At 67.2% G+C, this 16,839-nt stretch carries 13 protein-coding genes; 1 reads left to right on the forward strand and 12 read right to left on the reverse strand.

All coding sequences use genetic code 11. From position 1 onward, the window contains the following. On the reverse strand, window positions 1–163 hold a 163-nt coding region (locus AC1REK_RS24895; RefSeq protein ID WP_492270081.1), incomplete at its 3' end, for a carboxyl transferase domain-containing protein. A gap of 104 nt (window positions 164–267) precedes the next feature. On the opposite strand from AC1REK_RS24895, the gene AC1REK_RS24900 reads away from it, so the two are divergent. Beyond that, complete coding sequence (locus AC1REK_RS24900) at window positions 268–1,680, forward strand: short-chain fatty acyl-CoA regulator family protein (protein ID WP_492269838.1); 1,413 nt, start codon at window positions 268–270, stop codon at window positions 1,678–1,680. A 71-nt stretch (window positions 1,681–1,751) separates the two neighbouring features. Here the strand turns inward: AC1REK_RS24900 and fabI are convergent, their stop codons facing one another. From fabI to AC1REK_RS24955, 11 genes are all read right to left on the reverse strand, one after another. Continuing rightward, the gene (gene fabI, locus AC1REK_RS24905; RefSeq protein ID WP_492269839.1) at window positions 1,752–2,528 is read right to left on the reverse strand and encodes an enoyl-ACP reductase FabI; all 777 of its coding nucleotides are present in this window, start codon (window positions 2,526–2,528) and stop codon (window positions 1,752–1,754) included. Between the two features lie 4 nt (window positions 2,529–2,532). After that, window positions 2,533–3,717: an ABC transporter permease gene (locus tag AC1REK_RS24910; protein ID WP_492269840.1), complete on the reverse strand. Its 1,185-nt coding sequence runs from the start codon at window positions 3,715–3,717 to the stop codon at window positions 2,533–2,535. Window position 3,718: 1 nt separating this feature from the next. Continuing rightward, window positions 3,719–6,457 carry a ribosome-associated ATPase/putative transporter RbbA gene (gene rbbA, locus AC1REK_RS24915; RefSeq protein ID WP_327521798.1) on the reverse strand — a complete coding sequence of 913 codons (2,739 nt, stop codon included), beginning with the start codon at window positions 6,455–6,457 and terminating at the stop codon, window positions 3,719–3,721. Next, entirely contained in the window at window positions 6,457–7,437 is a 981-nt protein-coding gene (locus tag AC1REK_RS24920) for an HlyD family secretion protein (RefSeq protein ID WP_316020257.1), read from the reverse strand. The genes rbbA and AC1REK_RS24920 overlap by 1 nt, the downstream gene beginning before the upstream one ends. 122 nt (window positions 7,438–7,559) lie before the next feature. Next, window positions 7,560–8,774 (reverse strand): acetate/propionate family kinase, encoded by a 1,215-nt coding sequence (locus AC1REK_RS24925; protein ID WP_492269841.1) that lies wholly within the window; start codon window positions 8,772–8,774, stop codon window positions 7,560–7,562. A 3-nt stretch (window positions 8,775–8,777) separates the two neighbouring features. Beyond that, window positions 8,778–9,764, reverse strand: coding sequence for a phosphate acetyltransferase (locus tag AC1REK_RS24930; protein WP_492269842.1), 987 nt, complete (start codon window positions 9,762–9,764; stop codon window positions 8,778–8,780). Window positions 9,765–9,772: 8 nt separating this feature from the next. Then, the gene (locus AC1REK_RS24935; RefSeq protein WP_492269843.1) at window positions 9,773–12,073 is read right to left on the reverse strand and encodes a DUF3141 domain-containing protein; all 2,301 of its coding nucleotides are present in this window, start codon (window positions 12,071–12,073) and stop codon (window positions 9,773–9,775) included. A 248-nt stretch (window positions 12,074–12,321) separates the two neighbouring features. Continuing rightward, complete coding sequence (locus AC1REK_RS24940; RefSeq protein WP_316020235.1) at window positions 12,322–12,990, reverse strand: TetR/AcrR family transcriptional regulator; 669 nt, start codon at window positions 12,988–12,990, stop codon at window positions 12,322–12,324. A gap of 5 nt (window positions 12,991–12,995) precedes the next feature. Next, window positions 12,996–14,177 (reverse strand): beta-ketothiolase BktB, encoded by a 1,182-nt coding sequence (gene bktB / locus AC1REK_RS24945; protein WP_492269844.1) that lies wholly within the window; start codon window positions 14,175–14,177, stop codon window positions 12,996–12,998. A gap of 12 nt (window positions 14,178–14,189) precedes the next feature. After that, window positions 14,190–16,013, reverse strand: coding sequence for an AMP-dependent synthetase/ligase (locus AC1REK_RS24950; RefSeq protein WP_492269845.1), 1,824 nt, complete (start codon window positions 16,011–16,013; stop codon window positions 14,190–14,192). A gap of 11 nt (window positions 16,014–16,024) precedes the next feature. After that, a complete protein-coding gene (locus tag AC1REK_RS24955; protein ID WP_492269846.1) occupies window positions 16,025–16,834 on the reverse strand; it encodes an ABC transporter ATP-binding protein in 810 nt (269 codons plus the stop codon). Window positions 16,835–16,839: the final 5 nt, after the last annotated feature.

The following is a 16,839-nucleotide window of genomic DNA, read 5'->3' on the forward strand; positions in this document are numbered from 1 at the left end:
CGAACATGTCGAACTCCTCGAAGGAGTCCTTGTCGAGCAGAAGCTCGATCCGCTCGCGCGCCGTCAGCTTGCCGCGCCCATGCTGCGCCGAAATCCGCCGCTCCCCGCCACCAAGACGGGCCCCCGCGCGGCGGGTTTCGAGATCGTTCAGGATGTCTTGCATGGCCGTCTCCCTCGCCTGCCCTATCCGTCGTGCGCCTTGTGACGGCAAGGGATTTTGTGCAAAATTGCGAAATGGCAAAATTAACAAGTTCGCCAACTGAAAAGTTGAGACGCAAGCTCTTCGCCGGCGCGACCATTCGCAGATTGCGCGAGGAACGCGACTGGACCCAGCTCGAACTGGCGCGGCGCCTCAACATCTCGCCGAGCTATCTCAGCCAGATCGAGGCGAGCCAGCGCAGCCTGTCCGGCACGATGGTGGTCGACCTCGCCCGCGTCTTCAGGGTCAATCTCTCGATCTTCACCGACGATCTCGGCGACCGCCTCGCAGCCAATCTGCGCGAGACGCTGGCGGACCCGCTCTTTGCCGCGATCGAGGTCAATCCGCGCGAACTCCGTACCGCCGCCGTCCAGATGCCGCAGATCGGCCGGGCCCTGCTCGACTTGCACGCGCAGTACCAGAGCCTCGAGGCGCGCTACCGCTCCCTCGACGAGGCCGTGCATCCCGAGCCTTCGCAGCCGCGCCGGCCGATCTCGGCCTTCGACGAGGTCCGCGACTATTTCCATTTCATCGGCAATTACGTCGATGCGCTCGACCTCGCCGCCGAGGCGCTGGCGACGCGGATTTCCGAGATCCCCGGCGATCCGCGCCAGCGCATGGAAACCTATCTCGCCAGCGAGCACGGGCTCGGCGTCGTCGAATGCCCGCCCGACAGCCATCCCGCCCAGAGCCGGCTGGAGCGCGAAGCCGGCAGGATCACGCTGAACGAGGCGCTGCCGGTCTCCAGCCAGGTCTTCGCCCTCGCCCGCCATGTCGCCCGGCTCACTCATGGCGAGACAGCGGACGCCATCGTCGAGCAGGCCGGCTTCCTCAACCGCGACAGCGCGCTCGTCTGCTCGGCCGCCCTCTCCAACTACTTCGCGGGCGCGCTGACCATGCCCTATGGCGCCTTTCGCGACGAGGCCCGCCGGATGCGGCACGACGTCGAGCGCCTCGCGATCCGCTTCGGCGCCAGCCTGGAACAGGTCTGCCATCGCCTCTCGACGCTTCAGCGTTCCGGGCAGGAAGGCGTCCCGATGTACTTCCTGCGCGTCGACCGTGCCGGCAACATCACAAAGCGTCATAGCGCGACGCGCTTTCAGTTCGCCCGCTATGGCGGCGCCTGCCCGATCTGGAACATCCACGAGGCCTTCGAGATGCCGGACCGCTTTCTGGTGCAGCGGGCGGAAATGCCGGATGGCCGGCAATACCTCTCGATCGCGCGGGCGATCAGCAAGGGCGAGTCGCGCTTCGACGCCGTGCGCTCGCGCTATGCCATCGGTATCGGTTGCGAGATGGCCTATGCCGACGAGCTGATCTACGCCGATGCCATCCGTAGCAGCGGCAAGATCGCCGAGATCGGGATCAACTGCCGGCTCTGCGAGCGGCCGGGCTGCCCGCAGCGCGCCATGCCGCCGCTCGACCGCGCCGTGATCGTCGACCCCTGGGAGCGCGGCATCCTGCCTTACCGCCTCGGCTGAGACGGCGGCCGATCGCTTTGCCGGAGCATCGGGTTGATCCGAAAAGTGCGTCCCACTTTCGGTCCGATGCCCTACCCCATGATGTGGTAGCCGGCATCGACATAGATCGTGTTGCCGGTCATGCCCGTGGCCGCGTCGCTGATCAGGAAGGCGGCGACCTGCCCGACCTCGTCGATGGTGACGACGCGCCCCTGCGGCGCCCGGGCGGCGGCCTGAGACAGCAATTCGTCGAAACCGGCGATGCCGCCGGCGGCGCGCGTCTTCAGCGGGCCCGGCGAGAGCGCATGCAGGCGGATGCCCTTCTGGCCGAGCTCATGGGCGAGATAGCGCGTCGTGCTCTCGAGCGCGGCCTTCACCGGTCCCATGATGTTGTAGTTATCGAGCACCTTCTCGGCGCCGTAATAGCTCATCGTCAGGATCGTGCCGCCCGCCGCCATCAGCGGCTCGGCGGCGCGCGCCATCTCGATCAGCGAGTAGCAGGACACCCGCATCGCCTGCTCGAAGCCCTCGCGCGAGACGTCGACGACACGGCCATGCAGGTCGTCACGCGGGGCGAACGCGATCGAATGGATGACGAAGTCGAGCTTGCCCCATTGCCGTGCGATCGCCGCGAACACCGCGTCGAGCTCGCCGGGGACCTCGACATCGAGCGGCATGATGATCGGGCTGGCGAGTTCCTCGGCGAGCGGCCTGACCCATTTCTCGGCCTTGGCGTTGAGATAGGTCACGGCGAGTTCGGCACCAAGCCGGTGCAGCACCCTTCCGCAGCCGAAGGCTATGCTGCCTTCATTGGCGATGCCGACGATCAGACCCTTCTTGCCACGGACGAGTTCACCGATCGGCGTCATGAGATCAGTCTCCGAAGATCACGCGGCGGAAACGGCTGAGCGCGTAGGTGAAGTAGACGCCACCGATGACGATCAGCGCGACGAGCTGCAGCCAGACCACCGAAAGCCCGGCGCCGCGATAGAGCACCCCCTGCGCGAAGGCCACGAAATGCGGCGTCGGGCTGATCACCTGCATGGTATATTGCAGCCAGACCGGCATGCTCTCCATCGGCGTGCTCGAACCAGAGAGCAGCTGCATCAGCACCAGGATCGGGATGGCGAGCAGCCCGAACTGCCCCATCGTGGTCGCGAGCGTGCCGAGCATGATGCCGAGCGCTGCGACGGCGAAGACATAGAGCCCGGCACCGGCCAGGAAGAGCGTCAACGAGCCGGCGATCGGCACTTGCAGCCACCATTGCACGACGAGCGCCAGCGACAGCCCGGCCGCGACCAGGATGACGAGCCCGTTGGCGATGATCTTCGCCAGCATGATCTCGGTCGGCACCACCGGCATCACCAGGAGATGCTCGACCGTGCCCTGCTCGCGCTCGCGGATCAGGGCGGCGCCGGTCAGGATCACCGTCAGCAAGGTGATGCTGTTGATCACCTGCATCACCGAGGTGAACCAGGCGGAATCCAGGTTCGGATTGAACTTGGCGCGGATCACCACATTGACCGGGGCGCTGGTCACCGTCTCGCGGCCGGCCAGGAAGTTCGTCACCTCCTGAGCGATGATCGACTGGATATAGACCGCGCCGTTGCCGGCCTGCGTCATCGCGGTGGCGTCGACATTGAGCTGCACCGAAGCGCGCCGGCCGGAGAGCAGATCGGCCTGGAAGGATGGCGGGATCTCCAGCACGAAGACCAGCCTGCCATGGTCCATCTCCTCGTCGATCTCGCGCGCGCTGATCAGCACCGCGCTCTTGAACAGCGGCGGGTTCAGCGCGTTGCGGATCTGGCGGGAGAGGTCCGAGCGATCCTCGTCGACGATACCGACCGAGAGGTTCTTCGCCTCGGTCGAGGCACCGGTCGCCACCGTGTAGACGGCAATGCTGAAGGAATAGACCAGGAGAATCAGCATCACCGGATCGGCGCGGATGCTGCGCAGCTCCTTGATCACCAGCTGCCAGATATTCGCCAGATGGACACGCAGACCGGAGAGCGGCCGCTGGGCCGGAGCCGGGGTCGCCCTGGAGGTTTCGGCGCTCATCTCAGAGCTCCTGCTTGCGCAGCAGCAGCTGCGATAGCGCGAGGAAGAGCAGCCCGAAGCCCGCGAGCATCACAAGGTTGAAGGCGAGGTCGTCGAAGCCCAGCCCCTTGGTGAAGGCACCGACGCTGATCGGCTGGTACCAGGCCGTCGGGAAGCCGAGCCCGATCAGCCGCGCCCCCCCCGAGAGCGAGGCGACGGGGACGAGCAGCCCCGAGAAGTTCACCGCCGGGATGATCGAGAGGATCGCGGTCGCGAACACAGCCGAGACCTGCGTCTTGGTGAAGGTCGAGATCAGCTGGCCGAAGCCGGTTGTCGCCGTGACGTAGAGCAGCGTTCCCAGGGCCAGCAGCGCGACCGAGCCCTTGATCGGCACGCCGAACAGGAACAGCGCGAGGAGCACCAGCAGCACGAAGCTGATCATCGCGATCGCGATATAGGGCAGCTGCTTTCCGAACAGGAACTCGAACTTCGTGATCGGCGTCGACTGGAAATTGGCGATCGAGCCGGTCTCCTTCTCGCGCACCACCGCGATAGCCGACATGATCGCCGGGATCAGGATCAGCATCAGCATGATCACGCTCGGCACCATGGCATTCACGCTCTTGAAGGCCTGGTTGTAGCGGAAGCGCGTCTCGATATTGATCAGGCTGGCCGCGCTCGTGCCGGTGCTGTTCTGGACCAGCCATTCCTTGGCGTATTGCGCGGCGAGCCCGGTGACATAGCCCTTGGTGGTCTCGGCGCGGAACGGCATCGCCCCGTCTAGCCAGACCGCGACCTCGGGCTTCCGGCCCGATTGCAGGTCGCGCCCGAAGCCCGGCGGGATCTCGATGGCGAGCTGCAATTCGCCGGTGCGCAGGCGCTGGTCGAGTTCGCCGGAGCTGCGTAGTGGCGGGCGCTCGTCGAAGTAGCGCGAGCCGGAGAAGGCTTCGATCAGTTGCCGGCTTTCGGGCGTGTTGTCGTGGTCGAGCGCAGAGAAGCGCAGGTTCTCGACATCGAAGGAGATGCCGAATCCGAAGGCGATCATCAGGACGAGCGGGCCGAGGAAGGCGAAGGCGAGCCGGATCGGATCGCGCAAGAGCTCCATCGTCTCACGCCGCGAATAGGCCCAGAGCCGCTTGGGATCGAAGCGGCGCGGCGGGCGGATCGGCTCGGGCGCCGGCATCGGAGCGTTCGGATCGGGCGCCTCCGTCTTGGCTGCGCGGTCGATGCCGGCAGCCTCGGCGAGATAGTCGACGAAGGTGTCCTCCAGCGAGGCACTGCCCCGTTCCTTGACCAGCTCCTCCGGCGTGCCAACGGCGAGCACCTTGCCGGCATGCATCAGCGAGATCCGGTCGCAGCGCTCCGCCTCGTTCATGAAATGGGTCGAGAGGAAGATCGTGACGCCGTCATCGCGCGAGAGGTCGATCAGCGTGCGCCAGAAGGCGTCGCGCGCGATCGGGTCGACGCCCGAGGTCGGCTCGTCGAGGATCAGCATGGCCGGTCGGTGCAGCACCGCGACGGCGAGCTGCAGGCGCTGCTTGATGCCGAGCGGCAGGCTGTCGGGACGGGCATCGACCACGTCCTTGAGATCGTAGCGCTCGAGCAGCTCGGCGATGCGGCCTTCGATCTCCTCGCTCGGGAGATGGTAGAGCTTGGCGTGCAGCTCGAGGTTCTGGCGGACCGTCAGCTCGGTATAGAGCGAGAAGGCCTGCGACATGTATCCGACGTTCCGCCTCGTCTCCATATCGTTCGAGCCCATCGGCTTGCCGAACAATTTGGCCGTGCCCTCGCTCGCCGGCAGCAGGCCGGTGAGCATCTTCATCACCGTCGACTTGCCGCAGCCATTCGAGCCGAGGAAGCCGAAGATCTCGCCGCGCTGGATCCGGAAGCTGACATGGTCGACGGCGGTGAAATCGCCGAAGCGGCGGGTCAGCCCCTCGGCCTCGATCGCCGGCACATCGCTGTCGCTGGCCGGGCGCGGTCGCACGACCACCTCCTGATGATGCGCCCGCTTCGCCTCGGGCAGCAGCGCGATGAACGCCGCCTCCAGCGATTTCTGCCCGGTCTTCGCAAGGATTTCGCCGACCGGCCCGGAGGCGATCACCTTGCCGTCGTCCATGGCGGCGAGCCAGTCGAAGCGCTCGGCCTCGTCCATATAGGCGGTCGCGACGATGACGCTCATCTGAGGACGCCTGCCGCGGATCGTGTTGATCAGGTCCCAGAACTGGCCGCGCGAGAGCGGATCGACGCCGGTGGTCGGCTCGTCGAGGATCAGGAGATCGGGATCGTGGATCAGGGCGCAGCACAGGCTGAGCTTCTGCTTCATGCCGCCCGAGAGCTTGCCGGCCGGCCGGTCCTCGAACGGGTCGAGCCCCGTCGCCTGCAGCAATTCGTCGATGCGCCGTCGCCGTTCGGCCTCGCCCTGGCCGAACAGCCGTCCATGGAAGTCGATATTCTCGAAGACACTCAGCGTCGGATAGAGATTGCGGCCGAGGCCCTGCGGCATATAAGCGATGCGCGCGCCCTGCTGCTCACGATGCGCCTTGTCGGCCATGTCGCCATCGAAGACCGTGACGACGCCGGTCTGGATCTGGCGGACCCCGGCGACCAGAGCGAGCAGCGCCGATTTGCCGACGCCGTCGGGACCGATGACGCCGACCATGCGGCGCGCTGGGAACGCGATCGAGACGTCGTCGAGCGCGACCGTCTTGCCGTAGCGGTGCGAGACGTTCTCGACCCTGGCAATGTAACCGTCGCTCATCAGGGGAGCTTCACGCTGAGGTCTTCGGGCCACTGGATCGAGGCGCTGGTGCGAACGAAGCCCATGCCGCGCACGCCGGTCTTGGCCTGCCGGTGGTATTTCTTCAGCACGCGCGGATCGATCTGCAGCTTGACGCGGAACATCAGCTTCTCGCGCTCATCCGCGGTCTCGACGCTCTTCGGCGTGAACTGCGCATCGGCCGCGACGAAGCTGACATTGGCGGGGATGACGTAGTTCGGCAGCGGGTCGACGGTGATCCGCGCCTCGTCGCCGAGCGCCAGCAGCCCGGCCTGGGCGGCCGGCAGATAGATTGTCATGTAGACATCGCTGAGATCGAGCAGCGTCAGGATGCGCGCGCCGGCGCCGACGACCTCGCCGGCCCGGGCGAGCTGGTACTGCACGCGCCCGCTGCGCGGGGCGACCAGGGTCATGTCGACCAGCACGGCCTCGATCCGGTCGACCTCGGCCTCAGCGCTCTTGATGGCGAACGCAGCCTGGTCGCGCTGGGCCTCCGCCGCCACGAGCGCTGCCTTCGCCGTGTCGGCCTTGGCGACGCGCTGGTCGAAGGTCTGGCGGGTCAGATAGCCCTTGTCGACGAGCTGCTGGCCGCGCTCCAGCTCGGCCTGGGCGAGGGTGATCTCGCTCTTGCGCTGGACGATCAGGGCGTTCGCCTCGGCCAGCCCCTGCTTGGCCTTCAGCACCTGCGATTGCGCGCCGCGCAATTGCGCCTCGTATTCCGGCGAGGAGATCTTCGCGACGACCTGCCCGGCGGTGACGTCGTCGCCCTCATTGACCAGCACCTGCGACAGGCGCCCGGCATATTTCGCCGCGACGTCGATTTGCGTCGCCTCGATACGACCGTTCGACTTGGCGATGCCGGCGGGCAGTGAACCGCTGCGCAGGCGCTGCAGGAACTCCTTGATCCGCGACTGGGCCTGCGCCGAGGTGCTCAGCGAGACGTCGTGAGAAACCGGGGTCATGACGCTGCCGAAGGTCAGGAGCGTCACGGCCAGGGCCGTCGCGGTCGATAAGCCTGCGAATCTCATTTTCGTTCTCCGAGCTCGGGCCGGCGCGGGGCCCCGGCCTGCTTCGTCATCCAATCCTACGGCCGAGCGGCGAGACCGGCTGCGAGTTTCGGTTGCCGCAAGAGGCGTAGCGTGTGCTGGCCGATCATGCGTTCTTCATCCGTCGGGACGACGAGGATCGGAACGCGGCTGTCGCTGGCCTCGATCCGGCGGTCGTTGCGGCTGTTAGCCCCGTCATCGAGCGCCAACCCGGCCCAATGCAGGCGTTCGACCACATTGCGGCGGACCTGATGGGCATTCTCGCCGACGCCAGCGGTGAAGACGAGCGCGTCGAAGCCGCCGAGCGAGACCGAGAGGCTGGCGAAGGCCTGCGCCACACGCAGGCTGAAGAAGTCGATCGCCATCGCCGCTTCCGGCCGGTCGCTCTCGAGCAGCGCCCGGACATCATTGCTGATCCCGGACAGGCCGCGCAGCCCGCTCTCATGATAGAGCATATGCCCGACCTCGGCCGGGCTCATGCCCTTCTGCTCGATCAGATGCAGCACGACGCCGGGGTCGAGCGAGCCGGACCGCGTCCCCATCGGCAAGCCGTCAAGCGCGGTGAAGCCCATCGTCGTCTCGATGCTGCGGCCGCCCTCGAGGGCACAGACCGAGGCGCCGGAGCCGAGATGGGCGATGATCACGCGCTTTTCGGCGATCTCCGACGCGATGCCGCGCAGCGCCTGCGAAACGTACTCGTAGGAGAGGCCGTGGAAGCCGTAGCGCCGGACACCCTCGTCATAGAGCCCGCGCGGCAGGGCGAAGCGGTCCGACAACTCGGGATGGCCGCGATGGAAGGCGGTATCGAAACAGGCGACCTGGGGGAGATCGGGCCGGCGTTCGCGCAGCACGCGGATCGGGTCGAGATTGCTGAGCTGGTGCAGCGGCGCCAGCGGGATGAAGGTCTCCAGCGTCCGCATCACGGCGTCGTCGACCAGCACCGGCGCGGAGTAGACCGGGCCGCCATGGACGACGCGGTGGCCGATGCCGATGAGCTGCGCGTCCTTCATCTCGCCGCCGACCCAGTCGGCGATGATGCGCTGCGCCTGTGAGGAGTTCGCGACCTCATCCGCGGCGTAGCTACGCTCGATCAGTGTCTCGCCGGCATGGTCCTTCGCTTTGAGCCGAGGCCTCGTCCCGATGCCATCAACGGCACCGCCGAAGACCAGCGCGATATCCTCGCCGACCACCCGGTAGAGCTTGAACTTGATGCTCGAACTGCCGGCATTGACGACGAACAGGACCTCGCTCACCGCCTAGCCTCCGATCGGACGCGTCTGGGCCAGCGCATGGGCATAGAGCCCGGCGACGGCGCAGGAGGCCAGCCGGGTGCGGACATTATCGGCACGGCTGGTCAGGATGATCGGTACGCGCGCGCCGAGCACGATGCCGGCGGCATCGGCGCCCGACAGGAAGGTCAGGTTCTTCGCCAGCATGTTGCCGGCTTCGAGATCCGGCACCACCAGGATCTGGGCCTTGCCCGCGACCGGCGAGACGATGCCCTTGATGCTGGCGGCTTCCGGGCTGATCGCATTGTCGAGGGCGAGCGGCCCGTCGAGCAGGCCGCCGCAGATCTGGCCACGATCGGCCATCTTGCAGAGGGCCGCCGCCTCGAGCGTGCTCGGAATCTTGGTCGTCACGGTCTCGACCGCCGACAGGATCGCGACCCGCGGCGTACCGAGCCCGAGCCCGACATGCAGGTCGATCGCGTTCTGGATGATGTCGCGCTTGGCTTCGAGATCGGGGAAGATGTTGACCGCGGCGTCGGTGATGAAGAGCGGCTCGGCATAGGTCGGCACGTCCATGATGAAGACATGGCTGATGCGCCGGCCCGTCCGCAGCCCGGTCTCCTTGTTGGTCACCTCGGCCAGCAATTCGTCGGTGTGCAGGCTGCCCTTCATCAGCAGCGCCGCCTTGCCGGCATGCACCAGCTCGACCGCCTTGGCCGCCGAGGCATGGCTGTGCGGGGTGTCGACGATCTCGAAGCCGGCGATGTCGAGGCCGGCCTGCTTCGCGGTCGCGATGATCCGGCCGGTGGGGCCGACGAGGATCGGCGTGATCAAGCCTTGCGCCGCCGCGTCGAGCGCGCCCCTCAGCGAGGCTTCGTCGCAGGGATGCGCGACCGCGGTCAATGCCGGCGGGATCTCGCGCGCCTTGGCGATCAGGCGCTCATACTTGTCGCCATTGGCAGCGGAGCGCCGGGGCTGACCGGCTTCGGCGGCGAGCGTGGAGGTCTGGGCCATCGTTGGGCTCACTTCTGCGGGGCGGTACGACGGCGCGTTCCGGTGCCGGGCCTGCGCCGCTGCGCTGCCGGCTTGGGCGGAGCTGCGCGAACCGTCGGGGGCGGCGTTCCCGCCGCCGGCGCCGGTGGCTCGCGCCCCGGCGCGTGATCCGGGAACATCCTGCTGACGCGTTCGTAGCGGGCGAGCGCTTCCCCTTCTAGCGGGCCGGCAGCGGTCAGGATGCCGTGGAACTCCTCCAGCGAGATCGGCGGCGCCTGCTTCTGCAGAACGCGCGCGATCGCGGCGACAGCCTCCTCCCGGTCGAAGCGCAGCATGAAGAACTGCTCCCGGACCTTGGCCTTGAACTGCCAGAGCGTCGTGCCTTCCAGGCTCTGGTGCTTTTTCTGCAGGCGCCGAAGAGCGGCGAAGATGCGCTCGTCCAGGCTCTTGCCTGCCGCCAGGACGAACATGAAGGCACGCAGCACGGCAATGTTCGCATCGATATCGCTGACCCGCTGGCGCAAGCCGGCAAGCCCGGCCTCCAGCTCGGCGACGCCGCGTTCGCGGTCGGCCGGCACGGGCCGCGCCGTCTCGTCGCTGACGCCGAGCGCCTGCTGCAGGGCCGGCCAGCCATAGACCTGCTTGAACAGGAGTTCGGTCGCGGAATCGCGGATGTCACGGAACAGGTCCAGCGAAGCGGCGACGTTCTGCGAAGCCATCTGCTGCCAGGCCAGGAACGGATTGCCGGCAGCCGCTGGGCGGCGATTGCGGCGGACCTGCTCCGCCAAGGCCGGAACGCCGCGCAGGAACGGGTTGTTGTGCGAGAACGCCTCGAATTGCGAGCGCAGCGGATTGAGCCGGCGCGACAATTCCGCGGAAGGCGCGTTGGCGACGGCCTTCACCCAGGGACGCAGCCAGGTCTTGTAGAGATCGGCATTGATCTCCGAGAGCTTTGCAACGGTCGCGAAACGCCGGTCATCCTCGGCCGTGTTCAGCCCCAATGCCCGGATGTCGTCGAGCTTGCGCGGCTCGAAGCGCAGCACATGCTTGCCGGCGGCGAGGTCGGCATAGTCCTGCCCGGGCTCGCGCGGGGTGATCACCGCCTCCCACAACCCCGGGGGCAGGATGTCGATCAGGTCCATGTTCTCGGTGAGCTCGGTGTGCTCCTTCCTTGCAACCGAGCTCGAGACGAACACGCCGAGATGGCCAGCCTGCGGGTGGATGCAGTAGACGATGGTCTGCTCGGCCGCGATCAGGGCAAGATCGCTGGCATAGAGATCGGTGACCCAGCCCAGCGCCTGCTGCGGCGGGGTGATGTTGTCGCCCCAGGAGCAGAACACCACGATCGGCGAGGTGACCTCGCGCAGATCGATCGTCTTGCCGGAGGACAGCCTGACCTCGCCCTTGGTCAGCTTGTTGCCGACGAAGAGCTCCTCGACGATGAACTCGATCTCCTCGCGGTTGAGCAGCACATGGCCGCCCCACCATTTCTCGAAGGAGAGAAAACGCTCGGCCTCGGTGTCGACCTGCGACCAGACATCGTAGAGCTTGCCCCACCAGGTATTGGCCGGGTTCAGCCTCTCGAAATTCTGGACGAGATAGGCTCCGTCGAAGATGCCGGCGCCGAGATCGCCCGTCAGCGAGGCCAGCCAGGAGCCGCCGAGCATGCCGCCCGAATAGCGCATCGGGTTGAGGCCGTCCTTGCCGTTCCAATAGGCCAGCGGCGCGCCCGCCGCCATGATCGGCCCCATCAGATCGGGGCGGGCGGCGGCGAGCCCGAGCACGGCCCAGCCGGCCTGGCAGTTGCCGATGACGCAGGGTTTGCCGGGATAATCGGGATGGCGCTTGATCACGGCCTCGATGAAGGCGGCCTCGGCGCAGCCGACATCCTCGATCGTCTGGCCCGGCACCGGATCCGGCAGGAAGCCGATGAAATAGCAGGGATGGCCGGCTGCGAGCGCCGCGCCGATCTCGCTGTCCGGTTTCATCCCGCCGATCCCCGGCCCATGGCCGGCGCGCGGATCGACGACGATGAAGGGGCGAGACGCCTCGTTGGTGACGACGCCCTCCGGCGGAACGATCCGGACCAGCCAGTAGTTCACCGGGCGCGGCAGGTTGCGGCCGCTCATCACGGGCTCGAAGCTGAAGCCCAGGACATGAGGGGCGATCATCGCCACATGCTCGAGATAATTGTCGCCGCGCCTTCGCAGCACATCGAGCATCAGGACATTGCGCTGGGCGACATCGATCAGATAGTCGCCGAGATCGGAGCGAAACAGCGCTTCCGCCTTGGCACCGGCGGACGGGTTCACCGAGAAGGGGCCGGTCATATCGCTTTTCCCTACGCGCCACAGGGCTTGTACGTCGGAGCGTCGCAGCAGCTTGCCGCACTGCACTATCGCCAGCGTAAGACGCTTTAGCAACGACCCTGGCCGTCGCCCGCCTCAATGCGGTGTTCGGGAACACGCGTAATTGATGTCAATCAATCTAGAATTTTAGCCGCGGGGAGAGCGTGCCGCCGCGCCAAGCCGTCATACGGCTCGAAAAGTCCACGATCCAGGCAGGGCGAAGCGCCCGTTTAGACCGCGCTCGCGTGCTGCCCGGCATGGCGGCTGCGCCCCGCTCCCGCGCCATTCAGCCCGATGCCGTTGACGAAGAAGCCGATCGTCTGCCGGGCGATCTCGTCGACCGGCAAGGAGCCCGCCGGGTCGTGCCAGCGGGCGATCCAGCTCAGCGCGCCAGCCGCAGCGAAGGCGAGCAGCTTGGAATCGCAGGGCTGGATCGAGCCGTCGGCTATCCCCTGCTCGATCAGTCCGCGGAAACGCTTGTCGATCTTGCCCTTGAGGGCGCGCAGCTCCTTGCGCGTCTCGGCCGGCAACGGGTCCTCGCCGACCAGGATGAGGCAGCGTCCGAAATCCTCGGTGACGATCCGCGCATATTCGGTCCAGAGCACGATCAGCCGGTCGAGCCCGCAGCCGCCGCCGCGCTGCGCCTCGGCGGAGGCCGAAGCGGAATCGAGCCGCTCCAGCCCGATCCGCACGCATTCGAACAGGATCTCGTCCTTGCTGCGGACGTAATGGTAGATGGTCGGCTTGGTGACGTTGAGCCGTTCTGCGACATCGTCGAGCGAGGTCCGGTGAAACCCCTGCTCGCTGAAGGCGCGCGCCGCAGCCCGCAGCACGGCCTCGCGCTTCAGCGCGCGCTCCTGCTCGCGCTGCGCCTGCGTTTTCCAGAGTGGCGCCGCCATCCGGCTCAGGCCCGCTCGATGGCCAGCGCGATGCCCTGACCGCCGCCGATGCACATCGTGATGAGCCCGTAGCGACCGCCGGTGCGCTGGAGCTCATAGGCGGCTTTGAGGGTAATGATCGCGCCCGTCGCACCGACGGGATGGCCGAGCGCGATCGCCCCGCCATTCGGGTTGACCCTGGCCGGGTCGAAGCCGAGTTCCTTGGCGACCGCGCAGGCCTGGGCGGCGAAGGCCTCGTTCGACTCGATCACGTCGAAATCGCCGAGGGCGAGCCCGGTGCGCTTGAGCAGCGCCTGCACCGCTGGGACCGGGCCGATGCCCATCACGCCCGGCTCGACGCCGGCATGGGCGTAGCCGACGAGGCGCGCCAGCACCGGCTTGCCCTCGCGGCCGGCGCGGCCCTCCTCCATCAGCACCATGGCTGCAGCGCCGTCATTGATGCCGGATGCATTACCGGGGGTGACTGTGCCGTCCTTCTTGAAGGTCGGTCGCAGCCCCTTCAGCGACTCCGCTGTCGTCGCGGGCTTGGGATGCTCGTCGGTATCGAAGCTGATCGTGTCCCGGCCCTTGCGGACTTCGACCGGCAGGATCTGCTCCTTGAAGCGGCCGGCAGCGATCGCCTCGGCCGCGCGGCGCTGGCTTTCGGCGGCGAAGGCGTCCTGCGCTCCGCGGTCGATGCCGTAGCGCTCGGCGACGTTCTCCGCCGTGATGCCCATGATACCGTTGCCGAACGGGTCGGTCAGCACGCCGGTCAGATGGTCGGCGACGACCGCATCGCCCATGCGCTGGCCGAAGCGGGCGGTAGCGAGCAGATGCGGCGCCCGGCTCATCGTCTCGGCGCCGCCGGCGACGGCGGCTTCGCAATCGCCGAGCATGATCGCCTGCGCTGCCGAGATGATCGCCTGCACGCCCGAGCCGCAGAGCCGGTTCAGCGTCATCGCGGGGATCTCGACCGGAATCCCGGCCTCGATCGCCGCGACGCGGGCAAGGTACGCATCCTTCGATTCGGTCAGGATGACATTGCCGAAGACGACATGGCCGACCTCGGCAGCGGGCAGGCCGGCGCGGCTCAGCGCCTCGCCGACGACGAGCGCGCCGAGCTGCGACGGCGCATGGCCGGACAGCGCCCCGCCAAAGGTGCCGATAGCGGTGCGGACGCCCGCGGTGATGACGACATGTCGGCTCATGAAACTGCTCCTTCAGGCGGATTCGGCCTGCCGCTCGGGCTTGTACAGCCCTTCGATCTCGGCGGCGTATTTCTTCGCGATGTTGGCCCGGCGCACCTTCATCGTCGCGGTGACCTCGTCATCGTCATGGTCGAGTTCCTTGACGAGGAGGTGGAAGCGCTTGAGCTGCGCGACCGGCGCGAGCTGGGCATTGGCCCGCTCGATCTCGGCGGCGACCAGCTCGCGCACGCGGCTATGCTCGGCGAGGCTGCGGAAATGGGTGAAGGCGATGCGGTTCTCCTCGGCCCATTTGCCGACGGTTTCGCCGTCGATCTGAATCAGCGCCGAGGGATAGCGCCGGCCATCGGCGACGACGATACACTCCTTGATGAAGGCGCTGCCCTTCACCGTGTTCTCGATCTCGGACGGGCTGAGGTTCTTGCCGCCGGCGGTGATCATGATGTCCTTCAGCCGGTCGACGATCCTTGTCTGGCCGTCCTCGATCGCGGCGACGTCGCCAGTGTGCAGCCAGCCATCGCGCAGCACGGCCGCCGTCGCCTCGGGATTGCGGAAATAGCCCTCGAAGACGATGTCGCCGCGCAGCAGGAGCTCGCCCTCGGCGCCCAGCTTCAGCTCGGCGCCGGCGACGGCCTCGCCGACCGAACTGGGCAGCAGGCGTTCACGGCGCTGGCCGACGGACATTCCGGAAGTCTCGGTAAGGCCATAGACCTCGACGAGCGGAACGCCGAGCGTGCGGAAGAACTGCACGATCCGCGGCGGGATCGGCGCGGCGCCGGTCAGCGCGACCTTCACCTTGCGCAGGCCGATGAAGTTCTGCAGCGCCCGGAAGATGACGAGATGGTAGAAGCCGGCGACCGCCTTCTCGCGCAGGCTGCGTGCAGCCGGCGGCTTGGTGGCGAAGGGCTCGCAGGCGGCAAGGCCCGCCTCGAACAGGCGCCGGCGCCAGCCGCCGGCCTCCATCAGCTTGATGTGGATCGCAGCGTGCAGCTTCTCCCAGATCCGCGGCACGCCGAGGAACAGGCTCGGCGCGATCTCGCGCAGGTCTTCCTGCACGGTACGGATCGACTCGCCGAAGGAGACGCAGGAGCCGGAATAGATCGGCGCCATCGTGCTCAGCATCTGCTCGGCGACATGGCAGAGCGGCAGATAGGACAGGTTGGTGGTGTCGGCATCGTAGCCGAGCCGTTCGACGACGCCGGCAGCCTGGGCCCGCATGTTGCGGTAGCTCAGCATCGCGCCCTTCGGCTTGCCGGTCGAGCCGGAGGTGTAGACCATCAGGCCGATATCGGCCGGGGTCTGGGCGGCAAGGCAGGCCTCGACCAGGCCGGGATGCGCGGTCTCGTATTCCGCACCGCTCTTCAGCACATCGGCGAAGGACGTGATCAGCTCCGAACCGTAGTGCCGCAGCCCCTTGGGGTCGATCACCACGATCCGCTTCAGCCGCGGCAGCTCCTCCAGCCGCTCCAGCACCTTGTCGGCCTGCTCTTGGTCCTCGCAGACCACGACCTCGACTTCCGCGTGCCCCAGCACATAGGCGACCTCGTTGGCCGGGCTCGTCGCATAGACGCCGACCGCGACCGCCCCGACCATCCCGGCGCCGAGCTGGGCGACCACCCATTCGGCCCGGTTCTCGGAGAGGATGCCGACATGCCCGCCTTCGGCGAGGCCGAGCGCGCGCAGGCCGAGCCCGAAATGCCGGGCGCGGCGGTCATATTCGGCCCAGCTGATCGGCAGCCAGATGCCGAAATCCTTCTGCCTGAGAGCGACGCGCTCGGGCATCGCCCGCGCATTCTCGCGCAGCATCTGCGGCAGGGTGAGATTGGGAAGCTCGCGCATCGTTGCCGACCTCACGAAAGCCAGCGCTTGCGGCGCTTGTAATGCTTGATATCGCGATAGCTGCGCTCGCCCCCGGCGCCGCCGAGGCCGAGATAGAATTCGCGCACATCCTGGTCGCGGACCAGCTTCTCGACCGGGCCGTCGATCACGACCTTGCCCATTTCGAGGATGTAGCCGTAATTCGCGACCGCGAAGGCGACCGCGGCGTTCTGCTCGACCAGCAGCATCGAGACGCCCTGCTCGGCATTGATCCGGGCGATGATCGTGAAGATTTCCTCGACCAGCTTCGGCGCGAGGCCAAGCGAGGGTTCGTCGAGCAGGATCAGCGAGGGCCTGGCGATCAAAGCTCGCCCGATGGCGAGCATCTGCTGCTCGCCGCCGGAGAGATAGCCCGCCAGCCCCTTTCGGCGCTCGTGCAGACGCGGAAGGTAGCTGTAGACCAGATCGAAATCCGCCGCCGGCAGCTTGCGCCCGGTCAGCGCGAAGGTCGCGGCGGTGAGATTCTCCTCGACCGTCAGGTCCTCGAAGATGCGCCGCCCCTCCATGACATGGAACAGGCCGCGCCGGACGAGGCCGTGCGGGGCAAGGCTCGCTATGTCGTCGCCCTGGAAATGGATGGCGCCGCCGGTGACGGCGCCATCCTCGAGCGCGAGCAGGTTCGAGACGGCCTTGAGCAGGGTCGACTTGCCGGCACCGTTCGAGCCGAGCAGGGCGACGATCTGCCCCTGCGGCACGCGCAGCGACAGGCCGCGCAGCACCTGCACCGTCCTGTTGTAGACGACCTCGACATTGTTGACGTCGAGCACCGCGGTCCCGGCCATGCCTT

Source organism: Allobosea sp. GW823-FHT02B03 (genome assembly GCF_058797755.1).

What these genes read in the sequence shown, in the direction of transcription:
- AC1REK_RS24935 (WP_492269843.1), bottom strand. Translation starts at nt 12,073, where the DNA reads ATGACCGGCCCCTTCTCGGTGAACCCGTCCGCCGGTGCCAAGGCGGAA.
- AC1REK_RS24910 (WP_492269840.1), bottom strand. Translation starts at nt 3,717, where the DNA reads ATGAGCGCCGAAACCTCCAGGGCGACCCCGGCTCCGGCCCAGCGGCCG.
- fabI (WP_492269839.1), bottom strand. Translation starts at nt 2,528, where the DNA reads ATGACGCCGATCGGTGAACTCGTCCGTGGCAAGAAGGGTCTGATCGTC.
- AC1REK_RS24950 (WP_492269845.1), bottom strand. Translation starts at nt 16,013, where the DNA reads ATGCGCGAGCTTCCCAATCTCACCCTGCCGCAGATGCTGCGCGAGAAT.
- rbbA (WP_327521798.1), bottom strand. Translation starts at nt 6,457, where the DNA reads ATGAGCGACGGTTACATTGCCAGGGTCGAGAACGTCTCGCACCGCTAC.
- AC1REK_RS24955 (WP_492269846.1), bottom strand. Translation starts at nt 16,834, where the DNA reads ATGGCCGGGACCGCGGTGCTCGACGTCAACAATGTCGAGGTCGTCTAC.
- AC1REK_RS24940 (WP_316020235.1), bottom strand. Translation starts at nt 12,990, where the DNA reads ATGGCGGCGCCACTCTGGAAAACGCAGGCGCAGCGCGAGCAGGAGCGC.
- AC1REK_RS24920 (WP_316020257.1), bottom strand. Translation starts at nt 7,437, where the DNA reads ATGACCCCGGTTTCTCACGACGTCTCGCTGAGCACCTCGGCGCAGGCC.
- bktB (WP_492269844.1), bottom strand. Translation starts at nt 14,177, where the DNA reads ATGAGCCGACATGTCGTCATCACCGCGGGCGTCCGCACCGCTATCGGC.
- AC1REK_RS24930 (WP_492269842.1), bottom strand. Translation starts at nt 9,764, where the DNA reads ATGGCCCAGACCTCCACGCTCGCCGCCGAAGCCGGTCAGCCCCGGCGC.